At 63.8% G+C, this 23,952-nt stretch carries 24 protein-coding genes and 1 tRNA gene; 17 read left to right on the top strand and 8 right to left on the bottom strand.

Annotated elements, in window-relative coordinates; all coding sequences use genetic code 11:
* Positions 1–7 precede the first annotated feature (7 nt).
* Genes AC56QX_RS01800 through AC56QX_RS01815 form a run of 4 tightly spaced genes read left to right on the top strand, consistent with a single transcriptional unit; the run spans position 8 to position 4,841 of the window.
* On the top strand, positions 8–1,105 hold the full coding sequence (locus tag AC56QX_RS01800; RefSeq protein ID WP_475453724.1) for a microcin C ABC transporter permease YejB: 1,098 nt from the start codon (positions 8–10) through the stop codon (positions 1,103–1,105).
* Complete coding sequence (locus AC56QX_RS01805) at positions 1,105–2,244, top strand: ABC transporter permease (protein WP_497113442.1); 1,140 nt, start codon at positions 1,105–1,107, stop codon at positions 2,242–2,244. The genes AC56QX_RS01800 and AC56QX_RS01805 overlap by 1 nt, the downstream gene beginning before the upstream one ends.
* Entirely contained in the window at positions 2,241–3,869 is a 1,629-nt protein-coding gene (locus AC56QX_RS01810; protein WP_497113443.1) for an ABC transporter ATP-binding protein, read from the top strand. Before AC56QX_RS01805 ends, AC56QX_RS01810 begins: the two co-directional genes overlap by 4 nt.
* A 30-nt stretch (positions 3,870–3,899) precedes the next feature.
* Entirely contained in the window at positions 3,900–4,841 is a 942-nt protein-coding gene (locus tag AC56QX_RS01815; protein ID WP_497113444.1) for a 2-hydroxyacid dehydrogenase, read from the top strand.
* Positions 4,842–4,859: 18 nt separating this feature from the next.
* Here the strand turns inward: AC56QX_RS01815 and AC56QX_RS01820 are convergent.
* From AC56QX_RS01820 to AC56QX_RS01835, 4 genes are all read right to left on the bottom strand, one after another.
* Positions 4,860–5,620, bottom strand: a protein-coding gene (locus AC56QX_RS01820; protein ID WP_497113445.1) for an IS5 family transposase whose coding sequence is annotated in 2 segments (ribosomal slippage) — positions 4,860–5,293 and positions 5,293–5,620 — 762 coding nt in all. Because the reading frame shifts where the segments join, the coding sequence is not laid out codon by codon here.
* Positions 5,621–5,812: 192 nt separating this feature from the next.
* Positions 5,813–6,340 carry a P-loop NTPase family protein gene (locus tag AC56QX_RS01825; RefSeq protein WP_497113446.1) on the bottom strand — a complete coding sequence of 176 codons (528 nt, stop codon included), beginning with the start codon at positions 6,338–6,340 and terminating at the stop codon, positions 5,813–5,815.
* A gap of 136 nt (positions 6,341–6,476) precedes the next feature.
* On the bottom strand, positions 6,477–6,839 hold the full coding sequence (locus AC56QX_RS01830; protein ID WP_497113447.1) for a hypothetical protein: 363 nt from the start codon (positions 6,837–6,839) through the stop codon (positions 6,477–6,479).
* 152 nt (positions 6,840–6,991) lie between these two features.
* On the bottom strand, positions 6,992–7,909 hold the full coding sequence (locus AC56QX_RS01835) for a class I SAM-dependent DNA methyltransferase (protein WP_497113448.1): 918 nt from the start codon (positions 7,907–7,909) through the stop codon (positions 6,992–6,994).
* 105 nt (positions 7,910–8,014) lie between these two features.
* Between AC56QX_RS01835 and AC56QX_RS01840 the strand changes: the two genes are divergently transcribed.
* Positions 8,015–9,022, top strand: coding sequence for a ligase-associated DNA damage response exonuclease (locus tag AC56QX_RS01840; RefSeq protein WP_497113449.1), 1,008 nt, complete (start codon positions 8,015–8,017; stop codon positions 9,020–9,022).
* 4 nt (positions 9,023–9,026) lie between these two features.
* Positions 9,027–10,628, top strand: a complete 1,602-nt coding sequence (locus AC56QX_RS01845; RefSeq protein WP_497113450.1) for a cisplatin damage response ATP-dependent DNA ligase — start codon at positions 9,027–9,029, stop codon at positions 10,626–10,628.
* Between the two features lie 120 nt (positions 10,629–10,748).
* Here the strand turns inward: AC56QX_RS01845 and AC56QX_RS01850 are convergent, their stop codons facing one another.
* Complete coding sequence (locus AC56QX_RS01850) at positions 10,749–11,894, bottom strand: hypothetical protein (protein WP_497113451.1); 1,146 nt, start codon at positions 11,892–11,894, stop codon at positions 10,749–10,751.
* A gap of 287 nt (positions 11,895–12,181) precedes the next feature.
* On the opposite strand from AC56QX_RS01850, the gene AC56QX_RS01855 reads away from it, so the two are divergent.
* Positions 12,182–12,257: transfer RNA gene (locus AC56QX_RS01855), tRNA-Thr, on the top strand.
* A 122-nt stretch (positions 12,258–12,379) separates the two neighbouring features.
* Here AC56QX_RS01855 and AC56QX_RS01860 read toward each other — a convergent pair.
* Positions 12,380–12,700 (bottom strand): hypothetical protein, encoded by a 321-nt coding sequence (locus AC56QX_RS01860; protein WP_497113452.1) that lies wholly within the window; start codon positions 12,698–12,700, stop codon positions 12,380–12,382.
* 198 nt (positions 12,701–12,898) lie between these two features.
* Between AC56QX_RS01860 and AC56QX_RS01865 the strand changes: the two genes are divergently transcribed.
* From AC56QX_RS01865 to AC56QX_RS01910, 10 genes are all read left to right on the top strand, one after another.
* A complete protein-coding gene (locus AC56QX_RS01865) occupies positions 12,899–13,051 on the top strand; it encodes a hypothetical protein (protein WP_497113453.1) in 153 nt (50 codons plus the stop codon).
* 10 nt (positions 13,052–13,061) lie between these two features.
* Positions 13,062–14,132: a YihY/virulence factor BrkB family protein gene (locus AC56QX_RS01870; protein ID WP_497113454.1), complete on the top strand. Its 1,071-nt coding sequence runs from the start codon at positions 13,062–13,064 to the stop codon at positions 14,130–14,132.
* A gap of 99 nt (positions 14,133–14,231) precedes the next feature.
* Entirely contained in the window at positions 14,232–14,420 is a 189-nt protein-coding gene (locus tag AC56QX_RS01875) for a YodC family protein (protein WP_019863018.1), read from the top strand.
* 216 nt (positions 14,421–14,636) lie between these two features.
* Entirely contained in the window at positions 14,637–15,080 is a 444-nt protein-coding gene (locus AC56QX_RS01880) for an EF-hand domain-containing protein (RefSeq protein ID WP_497113455.1), read from the top strand.
* A gap of 45 nt (positions 15,081–15,125) precedes the next feature.
* On the top strand, positions 15,126–15,662 hold the full coding sequence (locus tag AC56QX_RS01885) for an RNA polymerase sigma factor (RefSeq protein WP_497113456.1): 537 nt from the start codon (positions 15,126–15,128) through the stop codon (positions 15,660–15,662).
* 113 nt (positions 15,663–15,775) lie between these two features.
* Positions 15,776–16,222 carry a hypothetical protein gene (locus AC56QX_RS01890; RefSeq protein ID WP_497113457.1) on the top strand — a complete coding sequence of 149 codons (447 nt, stop codon included), beginning with the start codon at positions 15,776–15,778 and terminating at the stop codon, positions 16,220–16,222.
* Entirely contained in the window at positions 16,219–16,674 is a 456-nt protein-coding gene (locus AC56QX_RS01895; RefSeq protein ID WP_497113458.1) for a periplasmic heavy metal sensor, read from the top strand. The genes AC56QX_RS01890 and AC56QX_RS01895 overlap by 4 nt, the downstream gene beginning before the upstream one ends.
* A 109-nt stretch (positions 16,675–16,783) precedes the next feature.
* A complete protein-coding gene (locus AC56QX_RS01900; RefSeq protein WP_497113459.1) occupies positions 16,784–17,062 on the top strand; it encodes a GCG_CRPN prefix-to-repeats domain-containing protein in 279 nt (92 codons plus the stop codon).
* Positions 17,063–17,176: 114 nt separating this feature from the next.
* Positions 17,177–18,643 carry a DUF1800 domain-containing protein gene (locus AC56QX_RS01905; protein ID WP_497113460.1) on the top strand — a complete coding sequence of 489 codons (1,467 nt, stop codon included), beginning with the start codon at positions 17,177–17,179 and terminating at the stop codon, positions 18,641–18,643.
* A 46-nt stretch (positions 18,644–18,689) separates the two neighbouring features.
* Positions 18,690–19,922, top strand: a complete 1,233-nt coding sequence (locus AC56QX_RS01910) for a DUF1501 domain-containing protein (RefSeq protein WP_497113461.1) — start codon at positions 18,690–18,692, stop codon at positions 19,920–19,922.
* Between the two features lie 89 nt (positions 19,923–20,011).
* Here the strand turns inward: AC56QX_RS01910 and AC56QX_RS01915 are convergent, their stop codons facing one another.
* Together AC56QX_RS01915 and AC56QX_RS01920 are read right to left on the bottom strand one after the other, a co-directional pair.
* Positions 20,012–20,260, bottom strand: a complete 249-nt coding sequence (locus tag AC56QX_RS01915; RefSeq protein WP_497117641.1) for a GCG_CRPN prefix-to-repeats domain-containing protein — start codon at positions 20,258–20,260, stop codon at positions 20,012–20,014.
* 153 nt (positions 20,261–20,413) lie between these two features.
* Entirely contained in the window at positions 20,414–23,821 is a 3,408-nt protein-coding gene (locus tag AC56QX_RS01920) for an acyl-[ACP]--phospholipid O-acyltransferase (protein WP_497113462.1), read from the bottom strand.
* Positions 23,822–23,952: the final 131 nt, after the last annotated feature.

The raw sequence follows: 23,952 nt of genomic DNA on the forward strand, positions 1-23,952 counted from the left end.
CAGCCTGATGGGCGCCTATATACTGCGACGCATCCTTCTGATGATCCCGACGCTGTTCGGCATCATGGCGATTTCCTTTGCTGTGATCCAGTTCGCGCCCGGCGGTCCGGTCGAGCAGGTGATTGCCAGCCTGACCAACCAGGGCGGCAGCGATCGCCTCGGCGGCGGCGGTGGCGACGCCGGCACCGGTGGCAATTTCGATGTGGCCGGCGATATCAGCTCGAAATACCGCGGTGCCCAGGGTCTTGACCCCGAGTTCATCAAGAAGCTGGAAAAGCAGTTCGGCTTCGACAAGCCGCCGCTCGAACGCTTCGGCATGATGCTGTGGAACTATATCCGGTTCGATTTCGGCGACAGCTATTTCCGCGACATTTCGGTGCTCGACCTGATCCTCGAAAAGATGCCGGTGTCGATCTCGCTCGGCATCTGGATCACCATCCTGTCCTACCTGATCTCGATCCCGCTTGGCATCCGCAAGGCAGTCAAGGATGGCTCGGCGTTCGACATGTGGACCAGCGGCGTCGTCATCATCGGCTATGCCATCCCGGGCTTCCTGTTCGGCATCCTGCTGATGGTGCTGTTTGCCGGCGGCTCGTTCTGGGACTGGTTCCCGTTGCGCGGCATCGTTTCGGACAATTGGGACCAGTTGTCCTGGCCGGACAGGATCGTCGATTATATCTGGCACATGACCTTGCCGCTGACCGCGCTGGTGCTGTCGGCCTTCGCCACGACGACGCTGCTCACCAAGAATTCCTTCCTCGAGGAAATCCGCAAGCAGTATGTGGTGACGGCGCGCGCCAAGGGCCTGTCGGAGCGCAAGGTGCTCTACGGCCATGTCTTCCGCAACGCCATGCTGATCGTCATCGCCGGCTTTCCCGGCGCCTTCATCTCGGCCTTCTTCACCGGCTCGCTGCTGATCGAGAACATCTTTTCGCTCGACGGTCTTGGCCTGCTCGGCTTCAAGTCGGTTTTGGCGCGCGATTATCCGGTCGTGTTCGCCAATCTCTATATCTTCTCGCTGCTTGGGCTGTTCGTCGGCTTGCTGTCCGACCTGATGTACACCTGGGTCGATCCGCGCATCGATTTCGAGCGGAGAGACATCTGATGTCCGAAGCCGTTGTCGAGAACACGCCCAGACGCGCCAAACGGCCCTGGCTGTCGCCGCTGAATCGCCGGCGATGGCAGAATTTCAAGGCCAACCGGCGCGGCTACTGGTCGCTGTGGATCTTCCTTGTCCTGTTCGGTCTTTCGCTGTTTTCTGAATGGATCGCCAACGACAAGCCGATCCTCGTCTCCTACAAGGGCGAGATCCTGTTCCCGGTGCTGGTCGCCTACCCCGAGGAGAAGTTCGGCGGCTTCTATGCCGTGACCGATTATCGCGACCCGGTCATCCGGGACGAGATCAACGCCAATGGCTGGATGATCTGGCCGCCGATCCGCTACTCCTATCGCACCGTCAACAATGCGATCCCCGATGCCGCTCCTGCAAAGCCGTCGTGGCAATATGATGCCGACAAGCGCTGCAGCCAGTATCCACAAGGGGCGGCCGATCCCGACTGCATAGTCGGCAACTGGAACTGGCTGGGAACCGACGACCAGGCGCGCGACGTGCTGGCGCGGCTTATCTACGGTTTCAGAATCTCGGTGCTGTTCGGCCTGATCCTGACTGCCGGCTCGTCGCTGATCGGCGTCGCCGCGGGCGCCATGCAGGGTTATTTCGGTGGCTGGACCGATCTTCTGTTTCAGCGCTTCATCGAGATTTGGTCGGCGATCCCGGTGCTTTATCTGCTGCTCATCGTCTCCGCTATCCTGCCTCCCGGCTTCTTCATCCTGCTTGGCCTGATGCTGATCTTCTCCTGGGTGGCGCTGGTCGGCGTGGTGCGGGCCGAGTTCCTGCGCGCCCGCAATTTCGAATATGTCAACGCGGCGCGGGCGCTCGGCGTGCCGAACCGCACGATCATGTTCCGGCATCTGTTGCCCAATGCCATGGTGGCGACGCTGACCTTCCTGCCGTTCCTGACCAGTGGCTCGATCTCGATGCTGACCTCGCTCGACTATCTCGGCTTCGGCCTGCCTCCGGGCTCGCCGTCGCTGGGCGAACTCATGAAGCAGGCGCAAAGCAACCTGAACGCGCCATGGCTCGGTATTTCCGGCTTCGTCGTCGTCTCGCTGATGCTGTCGCTGCTGGTGTTCATCGGCGAGGCCGCACGCGACGCCTTCGATCCGCGCAAGGCATTCAGATGAGCGAAATTCTGCTCTCTGTCCGCGATCTCAGCGTCGCTTTCACCCAAGGCGGCAACCAGTCGATAGCTGTCGACCACATTTCCTTCGACCTCGCCAAGGGCGAGACGGTGGCACTGGTCGGAGAGTCCGGTTCCGGTAAATCCGTGTCGGCCTTGTCAGTGCTGAAGCTCCTGCCCTATCCGACGGCCAGCCACCCCTCGGGAAAGATCCTGTTCCAGGGCGCCGACCTGCTGGCCATGAACGAGAAGCAGTTGCGGCAAGTGCGCGGCAACAAGATTACCATGATCTTCCAGGAGCCGATGACCTCGCTCAATCCGCTGCACACGATCGAGCACCAGATTGTCGAAATCCTGAAGCTGCATCAAGGCATGGCCGACCGCCCGGCCAAGGCGCGCACTTTGGCCTTGTTCAAGGAAGTGGGTATCCGCGAGCCGGAAAAACGTCTCGACGCCTATCCGCACCAGCTCTCCGGCGGTCAGCGCCAGCGCGTGATGATCGCCATGGCGCTGGCCAACGAACCTGAACTGCTGATCGCCGACGAGCCGACGACGGCGCTCGACGTCACCGTGCAGGCGCAGATCCTCGAACTGCTGGCGGGCTTGAAAAGCCGCAAGGGCATGTCGATGCTGTTCATCACCCATGACCTCGGCATCGTGCGCAAGATCGCCGACCGGGTCTGCGTGATGACCAAGGGCAAGATCGTCGAGACCGGACCGACCAAGGACATCTTCGCCAACCCGCAGCACGCCTACACCAAGCATTTGCTGGCGGCCGAACCGAAGGGCAAGCCGCCGGCCGCCAATGATGCCGCCAAGCCTGTCATGACCGGCAAGGACATCAAGGTCTGGTTCCCGATCAAGAAGGGGTTTTTCCGAACCACCGTCGATCATGTGAAGGCGGTCGACGGCATCGATGTCACCGTGCGCGCAGGCCAGACGCTGGGCGTGGTCGGCGAATCCGGCTCCGGCAAGACGACGCTTGGTCTGGCTCTGGCACGCATGATCTCATCGACCGGAACCATCCAGTTCAACGGCCGCGATATCAACCAGCTCACCTTCAACGCCATGCGGCCGCTCAGGCGCGAATTGCAGATCGTGTTCCAGGATCCGTTCGGCTCGCTCAGTCCGCGCATGTCGATTGCCGAGATCATCGAGGAAGGGCTGAAGATCCACGAGCCGAAGCTGTCGCCCGACGAGCGCGACGACAAGGTGGCCGCCGTGCTGAAGGAGGTCGGCCTCGATCCGGAGACCCGCAACCGCTACCCGCACGAGTTTTCCGGTGGCCAACGCCAGCGCGTCGCCATCGCGCGCGCCATGGTGCTCAACCCGCGCTTCGTCATGCTGGACGAGCCGACATCGGCGCTCGACATGAGCGTGCAGGCACAGGTCGTCGACCTGCTGCGCAATTTGCAGGCCAAGTACGACCTCGCCTATCTCTTCATCAGCCACGATCTCAAGGTCATTCGGGCGCTTGCCAACGACGTCATCGTCATGCGCAATGGCAGGATTGTCGAAGCCGGCCCTTCCCAGCAGATTTTTGAAAATCCGCAAACCGACTATACTCGGGCACTGATCTCGGCCGCCTTCAAGATAGAGACGGCGCCGGTCGGCATCGTCAGCGAGTAATCTGCGTGAAGAGGGACTAGACGAACCGCGATGGAAAAAGGCCGTATCCTGCTTGCTGTCACCGGCTTTCATCCGCAGCGCTGGCGCGACCTGTTGTCGGCCGAGCGCGAGGTGGTGCTGGAGCCGGACGGCGCCACAGATCCGTCGATCACCTATGCGGTGGTGTGGAAGCAGAAGCCGAACCTGTTGTCGTCGCTGCCCAATCTGCGCGCCATCTTCTCGATCGGCGCCGGCGTCGATCATATCTTCGCCGATCCCGGGCTGCCCGACGTGCCGATCGTCAGGGTCGTCGCCGACAACCTCACCCAGTACATGACCGAATATGTCGTCTGGCGGGTGCTCGATCATCATCGCCAGGGCCTGCTCTACCGGCAGCAACAGCCCAAGAAGATCTGGCACGAGCCGCCGCAGAGGCCAGCCGGCGACATTTCCGTCGGCATTATGGGGCTCGGCAATCTCGGCCGCGCCGCAGCCTCGGTGCTGCTGTCGCTCGGCTTCGCCGTCAATGGCTGGTCACGCAACGACCGGCCGATGCCAGGGATCGCGACCTATTCCGGCGAGGCCGGTTTGATCCCCTTCCTCAAGGCGACCGATATCCTTGTCGTGCTGTTGCCGCTGACGCCGGACACGCAAGGCATCATCAACTACGGCGTGCTGAAGGAATTGCGCAAGCGCAACGGCCTCGGGGGTTCGGTGCTGATCAACGCCGGACGCGGCCGCTTGCAGAAGGACGCCGACATCGTGCGGGCGCTGGATGACGGCACGCTGAAAGAGGCGAGCCTCGACGTGTTCGAGGTCGAACCGCTGCCGAAGACCAGCCCGTTATGGAACCATCCAAAAGTGTTCGTGACGCCGCACGCCGCGGCGACCTCCGATCCCATGCACCTGGTGCCGCCCATGCTGCGCCAGATGGACGCCTTCGAGCGCGGCGAAAAGCTCGACAATCTGGTGGACCGCAAGGCGGGATACTAGGCTGTAGTGACAATTTGATCATTTGAGCCAGAGGATGATGGCTGCGAGCTTGACGAAGCCGAGGAAGTTGGCGGCGATTTTGTCGTAGCGCGTTGCGATGCGCCGCCACTGCTTGAGCTTTGCAAAGAAGGCCTCGATGCCCCAGCGGTTTTTGTAGGCGATCTTGTCATAGCTGTGTTGGTATCTGCGATGGCGCCGCGGCGGGATGACCGGTTCACCGCCTTGGTCGAGGATCACATCATGCAGTCGATCGGCATCATAAGCGCGGTCGGCGATCACTTGGCCTGCTGCAATCCCCTCGATCAGACCGCAGGCCGCTGCCATGTCGTTTTGCTGGCCGGGGCCGATCTCGAAGCGGACCGGTAGGCCGAGCGCATCTATGACGGCATGGAGCTTGGTGCCGAACCCACCACGCGAGCGGCCGAGAGCCTGGGCTTCAGATCCCCCCTTTTACGCCGGGCTCCAGCAGCCTGGGCCTGAGCGCGGATAACGGTCGCGTCGATCATCAGCCATTCCATATCTGGATGCCTGCTGATGGCTTCGAACAGCCGGTCGAACACGCCCGCTTCGATCCAGCGGTAGTAACGTCGCTTTGCCCTCTGATATGGGCCGAACCGCTCCGGCAGGTCGCGCCAGCGCGCGCCTGACCGAGCGATCCATAAAAGCGCATCGAAGAAGCGCCCACCATCGCTACGCGGACCCCGCTTGCCCTTGCGCCCACCCGGCACAAAACGCTTGATCTGCTCCCACTGATCGTCGCGTAGAACCTCACCTTCCAAAGCCGACCTCCAAAAGTCAGCCTTGAATCTGATTTGCCTCGCGATGGGAATCCCAAGCCGTTAATTTGTCACTACAGCCTAGAGCGTTTCACCGTTTCATGGAAACGGCGAACTGCTCTAACTCCTTGTTTTGACGCAATTCCTGACGGAAAACCGCTCACACTTATCCTGGAATTGCTCTAGCCAGGATTCCTACCCGGCCAGATCCCATTGCCGGAAGCATTGCTTGATTGCTCTCACGGAGGAGAGCTGCAGCTTTGGCAGGTCGAGCTGCTCGAACATCGCCTGGTATCTCTGGCGGTTTTTCGGCGTCGTCACGGCAATATGGCGGATCATATCCCATTTGACGCTTTCGCGCCCGCCCTCCAGGGCTCCGCGCCTCTCCTTCTCGAACAGGGTTCGCCTGAAATAGCGCAGCAGACTTGCCGGCGTGGAGATATCGAGCAGGATCAATCCCGTCGCCCGCTGAAAGCGTTGCGGCATGCCGACTGAGTAATTTCCATCCATGACCCAACGCTCACCGGCAATCGCAGCGTCATGCAAGGCGATGAATTCGGCCTTTGGACGTGGTTCCCAGTCGGTGTTGGGCAGATGATGAAGCAGATCGAGGTGAATGGGCTCCAGGCCACGCTTGCGGGCAATCGCGACGGCCAGGGTCGATTTGCCGCTGTTGGACGGCCCCAGGATGCAGATCCGGTCGCCAAGGTCCGAGAGTTTCATCCGATCGTGCCCCTGCGAGGACATAGACTTGTTGTTTTGACGCAATTCCGAGCGGAAAACCGCTGAACACTTTTCCTGGAATTGCTCTAGCCCAGCTGCCTGCGATAAATTCTCGACCAATGATTGTTTCGTATCTTCAAGCGGGCAGAGCTAACTTCTCCTTCTGGTTGTCCGGCTTGCCGCAGTCGCGCCGCTCTATCGACCGGTTCATGGCATCGATGTCACCTGCCGCCTTGTCGCTATCGCGCTGGGCCTTGGAGCGCATATCGGGGGTGAACGGACCGAAACCCATCGCGGGATTGTAGAAGGTCGGCTTCGCGGTCACCGGAAGGTTGTTCTGCTGCGCCAACCCGTTGCGCTGCGCCAGCAACTGATCGCATGGCACGGTGTCGTACTGCAGGGAGGACTCGATGTTGGCGTCCTGCCGCTCGGACATCGAGTTGCCGACGCAGCCGGCTGTTGCCAGGCAAGAGGCCAAGATCATTATGTTCCAGCGCATCGAATATGCTCCCTCCTGATATTCCGCGCGCGCCCCGTTTTACCCGCGCACGCGATTCGGGCTTTTTCGCAGCAGAAGCTTCACCGAGACAAGTGGGGCAGTACCTCTTTGGGGTTGGGAAGGATCACCACATTGGCCCGATTGTGAATGCTTCAGGCTGCGTGGACTTTCCCGGCCACAACGACCAGCCCGTCGACCGGCTCCCGACGATCCTGCCGGATCACGGTTGTTTCCAAGGACAGGATCGAAAATCCGTTGGCGGCCAGGGTTTCACGCACATAGGTTTCAGAGTGCGCGTAGCGGCGCGATGGCAGCAACACGAAATCGCCACTGCCGCTCGACTTCTCTACGGAAAAGGCGAATAGGCCATCCCCGGCCAACAAGCCGGCGATCGTCTTCAGCATGCCGTCGAGCGCGCCGACATAGATGAAGACGTCGGCCACTGTCACCAGCTCGGCTTTCGGGCCGGCATAGGAAAAATTCCGCAGATCGGCCTTGCCCAGGAAATCGTAGACGCCCTTGGCCCGCGCCCGTTTCAGCATTCCGGTCGAAATGTCATAGCCCTCGAGCCGGTCGGCAATCGGCCGCAGCCTCTGCCCCATCAGGCCGGTGCCGCAGCCGAGATCGAGCGCCAGCGGGAAGCGACCCGGCCTTGCCGTTCGAATGGCCTGATCCAGCACCTCAGGCAGCCGGTAACCCAGCCTGTCGACCAGAGATTCGTCGAAGCTCCCGGCGTAGTGGTCGAACAGTGTCTCGACGAAAGCGCTGGGGAGCACGTCGGACACCGGCGCCTTGCCGATCAATTGCAGGTTCAGCGCGGCACCCTGACGATCCGTCGGATCGAGTTGCAGCGACACCCTCCATGCCTGTGCGGCCAGATCCGATGCACCCGCCGCCTGCTGCATTTCGCCGAGACGAAACCAGCCCATCGCCCATTGCGGTGTCAATTCGAGTGCCCCGAGCAGCAGTTCCGCCGCAGCGACGTGATCGCCATCCGCATGGAGCATTTCGGCATAATCGGCGCGGCGATCGGCGTTCAAGTCGCCGGACGAGGCCTGGAGCGGTTTCATGTCATGGGTCCTATCGGCGCATGAGGCCGATGGTGCTGTATGCTGGAGTCAGCAGTCCGTGGCAACAGACTTCCCGTGGCGGAATTGTATCCTATCTTGGGGATCATGCGCGCCAGCGACCTGCTTCATCCCCGGCCCGAGGGCCTTTATTGCCCGCCAGGCGACTTCTTCATCGACCCGGTGCGGCCGGTGAACCGGGCGCTGATCACGCACGGCCATTCCGACCATGCGCGTTCCGGCCACCGCTCGGTGCTGGCGACGCAGCAGACGCTCGACATTATGGGCCTGCGCTATGGCGAGGATTTTGCCGGAACGACCCAAGCGGCTCGGCTCGGCGAGACGATTGCCCTCAATGGCGTGAGCGTCAATTTCCACCCAGCCGGCCATGTGCTGGGTTCGGCGCAGATAGCGGTCGAGCATCAGGGCATGCGCATCGTCGCCTCCGGCGACTACAAGAGGCGGAAGGACGCGACCTGCGCGCCGTTCGAGCCGATCCGCTGCGACGTGTTCATCACCGAGGCGACCTTCGGCCTGCCGGTTTTCCGTCATCCACCCGACACCGAAGAGATCGCCCGTCTGCTGAAATCGGCGGCGCAGTTTCCCGAGCGCTCGCATCTGGTCGGCGCCTATGCGCTGGGCAAGGCGCAGCGGGTGATGCGGCTGTTGCGCGACGCCGGCTATGACAAGCCGCTCTACATCCATGGCGCGCTGGCCAGGCTCAGCGAGTACTATCAGAGCCAAGGCATCGATCTGGGGACACTCGAACCGGCGACAGTGGACGGCGGCAAGGGGGACTTTGCCGGCGCCATCGTCGTCGGCCCGCCATCGGCCTTCGCCGACCGCTGGGCGCGGCGCTTCCCAGACCCGATCTCGTGCTTCGCGTCGGGCTGGATGCGCATCCGTCAGCGCGCCAAGCAAGGCGGCGTCGAGCTGCCGCTGATCATCTCGGACCATGCCGACTGGGACGAACTGATCGCCACCATCAAGGAGACCGGCGCCGAGGAAATCTGGGTGACGCATGGCCGCGAGGAAGCGCTGGTGCGCTGGTGCGAGCTGGAAGGCATCGCCGCAAAGCCACTGCATCTGGTGGGCTATGAGGACGAGGGCGATTGAGGGCATGAACCGCTTCGCCGAACTCCTCGACCGCCTGGTGCTGACGCCGTCGCGCAACGGCAAGCTGACGCTGCTGGTCGACTATTTCCGCACCGTGGAGGATCCGGATCGCGGGCTGGCGCTGGCCGCCATCACCGGCGATCTGAATATAGCGGCGGTCAAGCCGGCGATGCTGCGCACGCTGGTCACCGAACGCATGGACCCGGTGCTGTTCGGCTATTCCTACGACTATGTCGGCGATCTCGCCGAGACGGTGTCGCTGGTCTGGCCGCAGACGCCTGGCAAGATCCCCAACCGCGAGCCGACGCTTGGCGAGGTCGTGGCAAGACTGCAGGCGGCAAGCCGCTCCGACGGACCTAAGGTTCTGGCCAGCTTGCTCGACAGCGCCGGCATCTCGGCGCGCTTTGCCATCATCAAGCTGGTCACCGGCGGCCTGCGCATCGGCGTCTCGGCGCGGCTCGCCAAACAGGCGCTGGCCGATTTCGGCAAGGTCGACGTCGCCGAGATCGAGGAGCTTTGGCATGGCCTGTCGCCACCTTACGCGGCGCTGTTCGCGTGGCTGGAGGGCAAGGCTGAGAAGCCCCGGAACACGGCATTGGCGCTGTTTCGCCCGGTAATGCTGTCGAACCCGGTCGGCGACGGCGATCTCGAAAAGCTCGATCCGCCGGATTATGCGGCCGAATGGAAATGGGACGGCATCCGTGTCCAGGCGGTGGCGGAAGGCGGCATCCGCCGGCTTTACTCGCGCACCGGCGACGATGTCTCCGGCGCCTTTCCCGACCTTGCCGACGCCATGGATTTTTCCGCGACACTCGACGGCGAATTGCTTGTCGGCGATCCGCGAGAGGCGACGGGAACCTTCTCCGATTTGCAACAGCGGCTGAACCGCAAGACGGTGACGCCGAAGATGCAGCAGCAATATCCGGCCTTCATGCGCTGCTACGACCTGCTGCAGATCGGCGACGAAGACCTTCGCACATTGTCGTTCCGGGAACGGCGTGGCCGCCTCGAAGCCTTCGTGAAAACGCTCGACCCGAGCCGTTTCGACCTGTCGCCCTTCGTCGCCTTCGCGGACTGGCAGGCGCTGGAGACCCTGCGCCGCGCGCCGCCGCACCCGATCATCGAAGGCGTGATGCTGAAGCGCTGGGATTCGCCCTACGTCGCCGGCCGGCCGAAAGGCCCGTGGTTCAAATGGAAGCGCGATCCGCACACGGTGGACGCGGTGCTGATGTATGCCCAGCGCGGCCATGGCAAGCGCTCGAGCTTTTACTCCGACTACACCTTCGGCGTCTGGTCCGGGGCCGACGGCGAGGAGGAACTGGTGCCGGTCGGCAAGGCCTATTTCGGCTTCACCGACGAGGAACTGAAGCAGATCGACAAATATGTCCGGGACAACACGGTCGAGCGTTTCGGGCCGGTGCGTTCGGTGCGCGCCGACCGCGACAACGGCCTGGTGCTGGAAGTCGCCTTCGAGGGGCTCAACCGTTCGACCCGGCATAAATCCGGCGTCGCCATGCGCTTTCCCCGCATTTCACGGCTACGATGGGACAAGCCGGCCAACGAGGCCGACCGCATCGAGACCCTGCAGGCATTGCTCGACCGCTAGAGCGTTTCACCGTTTCATGGAAACGGCGAACCGCTCTAACTCTTTGTTTTGACGCAACTCCTGACGGAAAACCGCTCACACTTTTCCTGGAATTGCTCTAGGCGCCCGCAGCAGACATCCTTACGGCTCGATCGAGACGCGGATCTCGTAGATGTTGACCGCCTTGCCCTGTTTGTCGAAATCGGAATTGACGGCGATGGTCCCGGCCGAGCCCGGATGCTTGTCGGGGAACTGCACGTCGAACAGATATTCGTTGCGCTGCTGGCCGACGGCGTAGCGCTTGCGGCCGCAATCGCCAAGCTCGCCGAAATTGCAGTCGACGGAGATCTGCGTGTCCTTGCCATCCTCGGCGCGCGCGATGATATCGAACACCGCGTGCTTGCCGGCAAGCTTCTCCAGCACGCCCTGCCCGACATCGAAGGCGACCGCCGAGCCGGATGGGCCGGACTGGATGCGCAGGAACGGACCGCTGTCGTCCTTCATCGCCTCGGCCTTGGCGTCCGACGGAGCGGCGACATGCGTCGGATCGGTCGGCGAGAACACATTGATCCAGTTGCGCGACTGATCCGCGGCACCGGGCTTGGCCGGTGCGTTGGCGCCATCGGCCGGGGTGAAATCGTCGTCCTCGACGGTTGGTGGCGCCTCCGGCGGCGCCGTATCGAGCTGCGCCGCCGTCTTGAACACGCCGGTCTGGATGGCGAAAAACACGCCGATGCCGATCGCCGCAAGCAGGGTCACGGTGAAGAAAATGGCGGTCAGCGGCAGGCGGCGTCCGCGAATGCGCCGCTCGTCGCGATCGGGCGCCACTTCCGTGGCGGCCCCGGACGCGGCGGGAACCGACATGTCGATGGCCGGCGCACCGGGCAGAGTCGCGTCCGGCATGATGTCGGGAACGACCGGCAGCACGCGCGAGCGCGGCGCGTCGGATGCGGGCGGCGCAGGCCCGTCGACGGTGACGGCGGGCGACGGCGTCTTGTCGCCGATCTCGATTGCGGGCGCCGCAGTGGCCGCGGGCTCCCCCGCCGGTGCATCGACACCCGGGCCAACATCCGGCACCGCCGGCAGGAACTCGGATTCGATTTCGGTGATTGTCGCCTGGATTGCCTTGCGGCGCTTGATGGCGACTTCCACGGTCACGCCGGGATTGGCCTGGAGCGCGCGGTCAAGCGCGGCAAAGGCCGACCGATAGACCCTCTCGCGGAACGCGCGGTCCTCGGCATTGCCCTTTTCCAAGGCGTTCCGGATCGCTTTTTCGATCGCGTCCAAGCGGGATCCCTCTGCAAATTGCCCAAACTTCCGTGATGGTTAGCCGTAGGCGACCAATCAATCAACGGGCGGGCGCCGCATTCTGCCTCGACGGGCAGTCCAAAGTCCATCTTGGCGATGTTCCGGCAAACAAAATCGGCATGTGCCGGCGATTATCGCACAAACGGAGGCGCGAACCCTGGTTTCGGTGGCCGCGGGCGCTCGTGCATGATTTGGCAAGTCGCATCTTGAATTCGCGGCCGGTTGAGTCTATCACCCAGCCCATCTTGGAGGCCTCGGCCTCCCGGGCCGCTTTAGCTCAGTTGGTAGAGCACATCATTCGTAATGATGGGGTCAGGTGTTCGAGTCACCTAAGCGGCACCATATTTTCCCACATTCTCGACCGTCTCCGGCATTAGGCCTTGCGCCCTCCGAGCGCCTTGTCGGTACGCGCCTCGCACTGCGATGCTATGGCGATGTTGGCGGTTGGGGAATTGCTGCCCTGGTCATGCGGCGCTGCTCTTTTTTAGATTGGCCGAATCCAGTGGTCCACTCTCCTCGGCGATAGCCTCGGCAATGTATTCCCTGAGGTCGCCAACCTCATCTTGAATGTCTTCAGCGGCGATGCCTTCGTCCTGCGCATCGGCGATGCACTGGCTGGCCAGTTCCTGCGCCACGTCGACCCCAGCGGGGACCTCTGTCGGTTGTTCGACGACGTGCTCCTCGATCCAATCTTCCACAAAGTGGCCGGTTCGGTTGACGATGAGGTCGGCGTCTTCGGAAAGGTCCGCCTCGGTCTTCAGATCATCCTTGGTCAACGCCTTCATGAGACACACCTCAACAATGGACTTGCTTGCAACGTCCACGGGGCGCCAAAAGATGCATTGAGCTGACGAGAAAATTGCCGTCTGTCGGGTCGAGCCCTCGATCTCGAGGTTTTCGACGCTGCATCGTGGGAACAGGTCGTCCTTCCGCCGCGTTACTGAGCACGCGTCGGACATCGATCCGGGCGAAGGAGGCCGGCAATGAAGGACGAGGCATTCAGCACCCCAGTCAAAGTGCGTCTGAGTGATGGAGCCGAAATCCAGCGAATCGCCTCAGCTCAGGAAGCGGCGAGGGAGGCCTTTGCCGATATGGCCGACGCCGCAGGCATCCTGATCGAACGCGGCGGCGAGTAAGGAGCGCCGCGTGGCCTCGAAAGCGAAGCAGAGGCCGGAGCCCGCAGGCAAGCAAGCCTCGTTGATCGACGAAGAAGCGGCCAGTCGCGCTGCATCAACGACGCAGGATAGTAAGGCGACCCTGAGGGCGGAGAAGGGTGATCGAGGGCGCGACGCGGCTTGGCCATCACAGATACCTGCTCTCGGCTGGAAGGATATCTTCTGGCGGCTGTGGGAAGAATTCAACAAGGACCGGGTTCTGCTCGTCGCGGCCGGCGCCACCTTCTACCTTTTGTTGGCACTGTTTCCGGCGCTGGCCGCGTTCATTTCAATTTACGGCTTTGTCGCCGATCCGGTTGCGGTCGCCGACCATGTCGCCTATCTCGGCGGATTGCTGCCATCGGGTGGGTTGGACCTCATTCGCGGCCAGTTGCAAGCACTGGCCAGTCAGAAGCCGGGCGCACTCGGCACCGGTTTCTTCATTGGCCTTGGCATCGCGCTGTGGAGTTCCAACAGCGGCATGAAAGCACTCTTCGACGCGATGAACATCGCCTATGAAGAGCGCGAGAAACGCAGCTTCCTCATGCTCAACGCGATGTCGATCCTGTTTACGGTCGGAGCGCTGCTGATCGGTATAGTGCTGTTGCTGACGGTGGGCGTGGTTCCGGCACTGCTGCAGTATTTCTATCTTGATGCCTGGACAGAAACGCTCGTCGCGGTGTCTCGGTGGCCGATCCTGATCGGCGCCATGCTGACCGGCATTTCCCTGCTCTACCGCTTCGGGCCAAGCCGCGAACATGCGAAATGGCGTTGGCTGAGCTGGGGCGCCTTGATTGCGACGGTGGCGTGGATCGCGGCATCCTGGCTGTTCTCGTTCTACCTGCAGCATTTTGCCAATTACAACGCCACATACGGGTCGCTGGGCGCGGTCGTCGGCTTGATGATGTGGACGTGGATTTCGGTCATCATCCTGATCGCCGGCGCCGCCATCAATGCGGAGATGGAGCATCAGACCGCCGTCGACTCCACCACGGGGCCGGCTCGCCCGATGGGCAAGCGCGGCGCCGTCGTCGCCGACACGTTGGGCAAGATTGCGGATTGATACCTGGCCTGATGGCTGCGCTGCCGTCGACCCATATCCGCCATTGTCGCGACTCGGGTTTGGTGGGAAACTCGTGGGCCTCAGCATGGGAGGTCCAAAATGCCCAACACTTTCAAGACCGGAGACGTCGTCAAGCTGAAGTCGGGAGGGCCGAAGATGACTGTCAGCGACGGCGCCGCTTCCGGCATGTATCTCTGCCACTGGTTCAACCGCGAGGGCGATGTTTGGATCCCGCAACATGCGGGTTTCAAACCGGACCAATTGGTGGCGGCCGACCCATCGGCGTAGCTCCTGCCCGTTCGCCAGGGGCCGGCCGGCGTGAATTCCAATGGCGCCGGATGCGGTGCCATGGCCGCTGCTCCTGGAACCAGCACCGAGGCTGCATCGCCGAATCGGATGATCGGCGCAGGCGACCGACGGATTTTCCCTTGTCGCGGCGTTTAACGGTTGAAGCGTGACCACGGCATGGGCCGTGGCCGATGCGCCAACCGGAGACGCCTAAGCATGATACGCCGTTCGATCCTTGCCGCCGCCTTGAGCCTGCTGACCGTTGCGGCCCTCGCCCAGACGGCGACGCAGCCTCCAGTTGCCACGTCTCCCGGCGCCACGCCGCCGGCCGCCGCCCCGGCTGCGCCAAGGGTCAGGTCCGACATCACGCTGGCCAAGTTCCAGAAGCGGCGGGAGAAGGCGATCATGGCCGCCGACACGGATGGCGACGGCAAGATCAGCCTGCTGGAGTGGGAGGCCTTTCAGGCCAAGCGCAACGTCAAGGGCGACGCCGCCAAATCCTTCGCGCGCATCGATTCTAACCATGACGGCTTCATCGATCGCGCCGAGCTCGATGCGTTCTTTGCCAAGCGCTTTGCCAGGCTGGACAAGAATGGCGACGGCATTCTGACGGCCGACGAGATGCCAGGCCACAAATCCGCTGCCAAGCCGGAGCAATGACCAAGAGGCCATGACGCGTGATGGATATCGGGAGTGCGCCAGCCGATGAGCGCCGATCCGGACGAGGAGCTGGTTCGTCTGGTCGGCGCTGGCGATCCCGCGGCGGTGCAGGCGCTCGTCGCGCGCAAATTGCCGCGCATCCTTTCGCTCGCCGCGCGCATGCTGGGCGACGCGGCGGAGGCCGAGGACGTCGCGCAGGAAACCTTCCTGCGCATCTGGCGTCATGCCTCAAGCTGGCGGCGCGGCAATGCACGCTTCGACAGCTGGATCCACCGGGTGACGCTCAACCTTTGCTACGACCGGCTGCGCCGGCGTCGCGAGGTGGTGACCAACGATTTGCCGGACATGGCGGACCCTGCTCCGCTTCCCGATGCAAGCGAAGAGCCGCATCGAGTCGAGCAGGCCTTGCAGGCAATCGCGCCACGCCAGCGCGAGGCGATCATCCTGGTCTATTATCAGGAGATGTCCAACATAGAGGCGGCCGCGACACTGGAGATCAGCGTCGACGCGTTGGAGAGCCTGCTCTCGCGCGGCCGGCGGGCCTTGCAGATGATCCTGGCCAGGGATGGCGTCCATGACTGAGAAAGGCGCGACCATGAATGAAAGACATTCATCGCGCCTTGCTGGCGTCCGGCGGGGCTGCCTCGTTTCCAACCCGCGTGGGCACGCGGCACCAAAGGGCAAGGGGAAGACAGATGGCTGAAGACATCGAGGACGGCCCGGCAATGGACGCCAGACGCTTTGCGGCGCTCGCCGAAGCCTATGGCGGCGATTTGCGGCGCTGGCCGCAAGCGGAGCGCGAAGCCGCCTCCGCCTTTGCTTCAAGCGAGACAGGGCAAGCCATTTCGCGAAAGGCCGGCACGCTTGACGCCCTGCTTGACAGCTACAGCGTCCCGCACCCCGGCAAGGCACTGCATGACACGATCCTGCGGACCGCCGACCGGCACATCGTCCGGCGCCGGCGCCAGCGGTTCTGGTGGCTGGGGCTGGGGCTTGCCGGCATTGGCTTGGCCGGCGCCATCGCCGGACTGGCGCTGGTGACCGTCGTCACGCCCGAGGTTCAGCCCGACCATTATGTGCTCGATGCCAATGCGACGGCGTTCGGCGATGCCGGCCCCGAGACGATCGAGGAAGACCTATGAGCGCAGGCCGTAATCTCCTCATCGCATCGGTGGTGGCGAACGTCTTCCTGGCCGGGGCGCTGGCCGGCGGGGCCGTCTGGATAAGAAGCGGCAAGCCGGCCCAGGGCTACTCGCTGGAAGCGGCGGGCGCCCGGCTTCCCGACCAGCAGCGTATGTTGTTCCGCAAGGCGTTGCGCGAAGTCCGCCGCGAGTCGCGCGACATCATCCTCGACGGCCAGCAGGCCAGGCGCGAGGCGGCGGATCTGCTGCAGCAGCCTGTCCTCGACACGGCGGCGCTGTCGGCGGCGCTCGAGCGCGCCCGCAATGCCGACGTCACCGTGCGCACGCGGCTGGAGCAGCGCATTGTCGAGTTCGCGGCGGCGGGGTCCGCCGAGGATCGCAGCGTCTTGGGGGAGGGCCTCGCAAGACGCAGCGGGACACAGCCATCCGCCACACCAAAAAAATCGCCATGACGACCGACGGAAAATGCCGACGGCGCCCGTTTAACGAAATGAAGGGCAGGACCTGCCGGACCGTGTGGTGCGACAGGTTTTCAACCTCGGACAACTTCGGAGCATGGTCATGAACTCTCTGACAAAATACGCGATCACCGCCGCTCTTACGGTGACCGGAACGGCGGCGACGGTTGCGGCATCCTCGGCGATGCCGCTGGCGCCGGTTGCCGCCCCGGCGCTGGTCGAGCACGTCGCCTGGGGTTGCGGCCCTGGCTGGCATCCCAACCCCTGGGGCCGCTGCGTCCCCAACCGCGTGGTGGTCTACCCCGGTTACCACTACTGGCATGGCCCGGCCTTTTACATCGGGCATCCGCACCGCCACTGGCACCGCTGGCATCGCTGGTAGGATCGCCCGGGCCGGCCGCAGCGCCGGCCCCACCACCTCGGTTGAACAGGCACGAAACGGTTCGAACGGGCTTCCGGCACCGCGCGCAGGAAGCCCCAGCAATGGAGAGCTGACTTGGCAATCCCGGCCTCCAATTCCCCGCCAGATCCAGCCCTTGTTGCTTTCAACCGCTTCGGCCTCGGCGCGAGGCTCGGCGATCGCGACAGGGTGGCCCACGACCCGCGCGGCTATCTGAAGGCGGAACTGCGGCAGCCCGACATCGCCCTGATCTCGCTTGACGATCCGGCCTATGCCAGCCTGCCGGGCAGCACGCCAGCCATCCAGGCCAGCATGGCGGCAAATTTCCAACGCAAGCTCGACCGCGAGCATATGGCCGCAGCCACGGCGCAGCCGGCGACGGCGAGCGCCCAGAGCATGCCTGTCCAACCCGTGCCGCCGTCGCCAGCCCCGGCAAAGCCCGCGCCGCCAATCGAGGCGACGCTGTTCCGCGCAGAAGCCCAGGCGCGCTTCGACAACGCGCTGCGGGCGGAGGCCGGCTTTGTCGAACGTCTGGTCTATTTCTGGTCGAACCATTTCTGCGTTTCCGTGGCGAAGGACAACATCGTGCGCGCGAGCGCCGGTGCCTTCGAACGGGAAGCCATCCGGCCCTTCGTGCTCGGCCGTTTCGCCGACATGCTGATGGCGGTCGAGCGGCATCCGGCGATGCTGTTCTACCTCGACAACCAGCAGTCGATCGGTCCGGACTCCCGCGCCGGCAAGAACCGCCAGCGCGGCCTCAACGAGAACCTTGCCCGCGAGATCATGGAACTGCACACGCTGGGCGTCGGCAGTGGCTATACACAGGCCGACGTCACCAGCTTCGCGCGCATCCTGACCGGCTGGACGATGGCAGGACGCGAAGGCCGGCTGGGCGAACCAGGCAGTTCCGTCTTCAACGCCAACGCCCATGAGCCGGGCGATGCCGTGCTGCTGGGCAAGACCTATCCGGCCGGCGGCATGGGTCAGGCCGAGGCGGCACTCAAAGACATCGCCAGCCATCCGGCGACGGCGCAGCACATCGCCACAGAGCTTGCCCGCCATTTCATAGCCGACGACCCGCCGCCCGCGGCGGTTGCGCGCCTGACCAAGGTTTTCGCCAAGAGCGACGGCAATCTCCGGGCACTGGCATCGTCGCTCATCGATATGCCGGAGGCCTGGTCGACACCCCTGGCCAAGATGCGCTCGCCCTTCGACTACATCGCCGCCATCCGCCGGGCGGCCGGCCCGGGTCCGGCGAACGATCCCGGCCAGTCGCTCAACTGGCTCAACGCACTCGGCGAGCCGCTCTGGCAGCCGCCGGGACCGAACGGCTTTTCCGATCAGGCGGACAGCTGGGCCTCGGCCGAAGGCATGAAGATCCGCCTCGACATCGCCTGGCAGGCGGCCCGCGAGGTCAAGGATATCGGCAATCCCAACGACATGCTCGACGCCGTCATCGGCCCTTCCGCCTCGCCCGAGACGCGGCAAGCGGTGGCCCGCGCCGAGTCCAAGCAGCAAGGCCTGGCGCTGCTGCTGATGGCGCCCGAATTCCAGAGACGATAGGTCGAGCGACAGGTCCTGCGCCGACAACTCCCATGGAGACCAAGTCATGAGCCTGCTGTGTGAAACCCCCTCCCGCCGCGCCGTGCTGATGAGCGGCGGCGCGGTGTTTGCCTGGGCCTATCTGCCGCGCTTCGCCCGCGCCGCCGACAATCGCGATCCGCGCCTGGTCGTCATCGTGCTGCGCGGCGCGCTCGACGGCCTGTCGGCGGTCGGTCCGGTCGGCGATCCCGACTATGCCGGCCTGCATGGCGACATCGCTTTGTCGCTCACCGGCCCGCACCCGGCGCTGCCTCTCGATGGTTTCTTCGCGGTCAATCCGGCGATGCCGGTGTTTGCGCGGCTGTTCAAGGCCAACCAGGCGGCAGTGGTGCACGCCGCGGCGACCGGCTATCGCGAACGCTCACATTTCGACGGGCAGGATGTGCTGGAAAGCGGTTTCGCCGGCCCGGGTCATGTCGCCACCGGATGGCTCAACCGGGCGCTGGAGAGCCTGCCGGCGGGTGACCGCGTGGCGACGCTTGGCGGCTTGGCTGTCGGCCCGTCGACGCCGCTCGTGATCCGAGGTGCTGCCCCCGTGCTCGGCTGGGCGCCGCAATCGCTGCCGGCGCCGGCCGGCGACCTCGCGGCACGGGTTCTCGATCTCTACCAGCATCGCGACCCGGTGCTGGCGGTGGCCCTGGAGAAGGGCCTCGACGCCGACCGCATGGCGCTCGACGACCAGATGGGCGCAAAGTCGATGAAGCCGAAGGGCGGCCTCGACAGCGCCGCCGGCATGCGGCAGGCCGCGCAAGGCGCGGCCAAGCTGATCGCGGCCGATGACGGGCCGCGCGTTGCCGCCCTTGCCTTCGACGGCTGGGACACGCATGTCAACGAAGGCGGCGCGACCGGCCGGCTCGCCACGCTGCTCGGTGGCCTCGACGGCGCCTTCGAGGAATTCGAGAAGGGGCTCGGCGAACGCTGGAAGGACACGGCGATCGTCACCATCACCGAGTTCGGGCGCACGGCGCAGATCAACGGCACGGTCGGCACCGATCACGGCACCGGCACGGTGGTGCTACTCGCCGGCGGCGCGATCAAGGGCGGCCGCATTATCGCCGACTGGCCGGGATTGAAGCCGGCTCAGCTTTACCAACAGCGCGATCTGGCGCCGACCAGCGATGTCAGGGCGGTGCTGAAAGGCCTGCTCGCCGACCAGTTCGGCCTTTCGGCCGCCGTGCTCGGCGACAAGGTGTTTCCGGAGTCCGCCACGGTGAAGCCGATGCGGAATCTCGTCGCATGAGGAAGGAAGATGGCGTCACAGGGGACGCCACCTCTGGTGCAAACGCCCGCGTCATTTCAGAGCGGGTGCCGCGTCGATCCGCTCCGTGATTACCAGTGGTGGTGCCAGTGGTGATGGTGCCGCCAATGTCCCGGCCTGACTATTATCACGCGACGACGGTTGGGCACGCATTTTCCCCAGCCGTTCATGTGCCAGCCAGGGCCGCATCTCCAGCCGACGCTCTCTACTGGCAACGGAGCGGCGCTGGGCTTTGCCATGGGCAAGGCCTGCGAGCCGACGCTCGACAGCATCAATGTGCCTGCGGCGATAGCAATCGGCAAAATGTATCTGGTGAGCATGATAGTGTCCTTCATGGGTGACATTCCCGAGGACAGTATACCACCCACCCGGCTGAATGCCGGGTGGGTGGTCCGATCACATATTCGTTAGCGGCAAAGCGCTCGCCAGGCGACGCCGCGACTTTCCGCGCGGCGCCGAGCGTGTCACCTCGATCAGGCGGCCTCGACCTTGCCGAGCGGCGCATCCTCCCCGCGCAGCAGTTTGGTCACGCCGGCGAAGTCGAGCTTGCCGGAGCCGAGCACCGGCACTTTCTGCACGACACGCACTTCGGCAGGCACCATCAGGTCCATTGCGCCATTCGCCTTGGCAAAGCTCAGGAACTCAGCGCGTGTGGCGCCGGGAGCCTCGGTGATGAGAATGAGCTTCTCGCCCTTGCGCGCATCCGGTACGGAAGCGACGGCGGACAACGAGCCTTTCCACAATTCGCCCGCCAGCGCCTCGACGGCGGCGAGCGAAATCATCTCGCCACCGATCTTGGCGAAACGCTTGGCGCGGCCGCGAATGGTGATGAAGCCGCCCTCGTCCACGGAGACGACGTCGCCAGTGTCATGCCAGCCATCCGGCAGCGTTTCGAGCACGCCCGGCTTCTCGGCGCGCAGATAGCCCGCCATTACATTGGGGCCGCGCACGTAGAGACGTCCGCCTTCGTCAACGCCCGGCACCGCATCCAGGCGATACTCCATTCCGGGCATGATTTTGCCGACGCTGCCGGACTTGTTGTACATCGGCGTATTGATGGCGATTACAGGTGCCGCTTCGGTCACGCCGTAGCCCTCGAGGATACGCACGCCGAACTTTTCCATATAGGTCATGCGCGTCGCTTGCTTGACCGGCTCCGCGCCGGCAAAACAATAGCGTATCGAGCGGAAGTCGTACGGGTGCGCGGTACGTGCATAGCCGCTGAGGAACGTATCCGTGCCGAAGATGATGGTCGCGTTGGATGCGTAGATCAGTTCCGGCACGAGGCGGTAGTGCAGCGGCGATGGGTAGAAATAGACCGGCACGCCCGAAATCAGCGGCAGCACCGTGCCAGCCGTCAAACCAAAGGAGTGGAAGATCGGCAAGACGTTGAACACCTTGTCGCCCGAGTGGAAGTCGATGCGCGAGGCCGCCTGCGCGGCATTGGCCAGGATGTTGCGGTGGGTAAGGACCACGCCCTTCGGCGTGCCTTCCGACCCCGAAGTGAACAGGATCACCGCCGGGTCGTTGGGCAAGCGCTTCGCGCGCGGCGTCGACTTGCGCAGCAGGCCGAGCAACTTGTCCTTGAGACCTATGGTTTTGCGCAGATCGTCGAGCCAGACGATGTCGACCGAGCGGCCGATTTCTTCGACCACCGCGCCGAGTTTTGCCTGCTCGACGAACGCGCGAGACGTGAGCACAGTCCGGACTTGCGCCGCCTTGCAGGCGGACAGGATGTTGGCGGCACCTGCGGTGAAGTTGATCATCGCCGGCACCTTGCCGGCCGACATCACGCCAAGCAGTGTGGCGCAAGAGCCGTTGGCGTTGGGCAGCATGATGCCGAGCGTCTGCTGATCGGTGTAAAGGTTCTGGAATTTCTCACCGAGTACGGCGGCCGCCGTGAGCAGCTTGCCATAACTCAGCGAACCGGTGACCGGATCCTGCACCGCAAGCTCTCCCATGCCGCGTTCATTCGCCGTCAGGATGATCTTTTCCAGCACCGTCTTGTCGATGTCCTGGGTGCGGAAGACGAGATCCGACATCACCTGATAGAGTGCCGCACCCGCCGCGGCGCGGCGCTTGCGGCCCTTCAGTTCCTGCGGCACTTCGAGCTTGACCGGCTCCAGAATGGTCACCTTGACCTTCGGGAACAGGCGGCGGCGCACATGCTGTGACGTCAGCCGAGAGAACGGGCTTTTCTCCAGCCCGTCGATGCGGATCGGCACAACCATCGAGCCGGTCTTGTCCGCCACCATTGCGGCGCCGTCATAGACCTTCATCAGCCCGCCGGTGACGGTGATGCGGCCTTCGGGGAAGATGACCAGAGGATCGCCGCCCTGCACGACCTTGATCAGCGTGCGGGTCGACATCGGCTTGGCCGGGTTGAGCGGCAGAGCGCGGGCAAGCTTCATGAACGGCTTCATCCACCAGGCCTGGGCGATGGTGTAGTCGATGGCGAAGACCGGCTCCTCGTCGGTCAGCGTCAGCGCCAGCGGACCGTCGAGAAAGCTGACGTGGTTGAGTGCCAGGATCGGCGCTTTGCCCGCCGCCTTGAGGTTTTCCATGCCCTCGACCTCCAGGCGCAGGAAGGCGCGGAACAGAATGGAGACGAAGTCGCGAAACGCGTTGGTCGGCAGGAATTTCAACATCAGCCAGGCAGCAACGGCGTTGGCCACGGCGAGCCCGAACAGAATGCCGCCGGTCGAGACTTTCGTCTGGATGACAGCGACGATAATGCCGCCGACCGTCATGAAGCCGGCATTGACGATGCTGACGGCAGCGACGACACGGGCGCGGCGCGCTTCGGGCGACCAGGCCTGTACCGCGGCGAAAGTCGGCACCACGAGGAAGGCGCTGGCGATGGCCATGCCGGCAAGGTCGATCGCGACGCGGATCGTGTTGGGTCCGGCGAAGAACAGGCCAAGGGTTTCGGCCTTGGGCGAAGGCTGCATGCTCCAGATGGTCCAGGCCAGATGCAGGCCGAACAGCGCCAGCAGCGCCGTGCCGACCGGTGCCGGCAGAAGCACGATGCGCCCCTGCGACATCCATGCGGCAATGGCAGAGCCAATCGCGATGGAGACGGCGAACACAGCGAGATAGACGGTGACGGCGATCTCGTTGCCGCCGAGTGAATCCTTGATCATCGTCGGCAGGATCGACAGCACGATGGCGCCGATCAGCCAGAACCAGGAGGTCATCAGGCCGGCGCGCCAGATGCGCGTGTCGGTGCGCAATTCGCTGACCTGACGCCAGGTCGAACGGAAGATGTTCTTGTCGATGACAAGGTCGGGCGCCGCCGAACCGGTGGACGGGATGTAGCGGCTGACGAACCAGCAGCCGACGGCCAACGCCATCATGATCGGTCCGAAGACGGTGACGCCGATGCCATCGGCGGAAACGACGCCGCCGGCAATGGTGCCGCCGAGGATGGCGGCAAACGTCGCCGACTCGATCCAGGCGTTGGCCTTGGGCAGTTCCTTGCGCTCGAGATGATCGGGCAGGATGCCGTATTTGATCGGTCCGAACAGCGCCGAGATGACGCCGAACATCAGCAGCGCCACCATCAGCACCGGGATCGACGACAGAGCGATGCCGGCGACAGAGACTGCCGCCGCGGCGATCTCGGTGAATTTCAGCCGGCGCGCGATCAGCGCCTTGTCGAAGCGGTCGGCAATCTCGCCGCCAAGGGCAGACAACAACAGGAACGGAGCCATGAAGACGGCCCCGGCGAGCGTGACCAGCGAAGCCGCCTGATCGGCGGCCAACGTGAAGAGGATCAGGAACACCAGCGTGTTCTTGAGGAAATTGTCGTTGAAGGCGGACAGGAACTGCGTCCAGAACAGAGGCGCAAAGCGCCGGGACAACATCAGATGCGTGTTCATGGCGATTTCCATTTTGCGGGACCTGCGACGATGCGCCGGAGGCTCTGCGGGTTGAAGGCGGTGTTTCAATCTCAGTGATATCAGTGAGCTGATTAAACTTCCTTACTGCGCTTGATGCCCATCCACGGCTT

The organism is Mesorhizobium sp. RCAM 06353 (assembly GCF_059683585.1).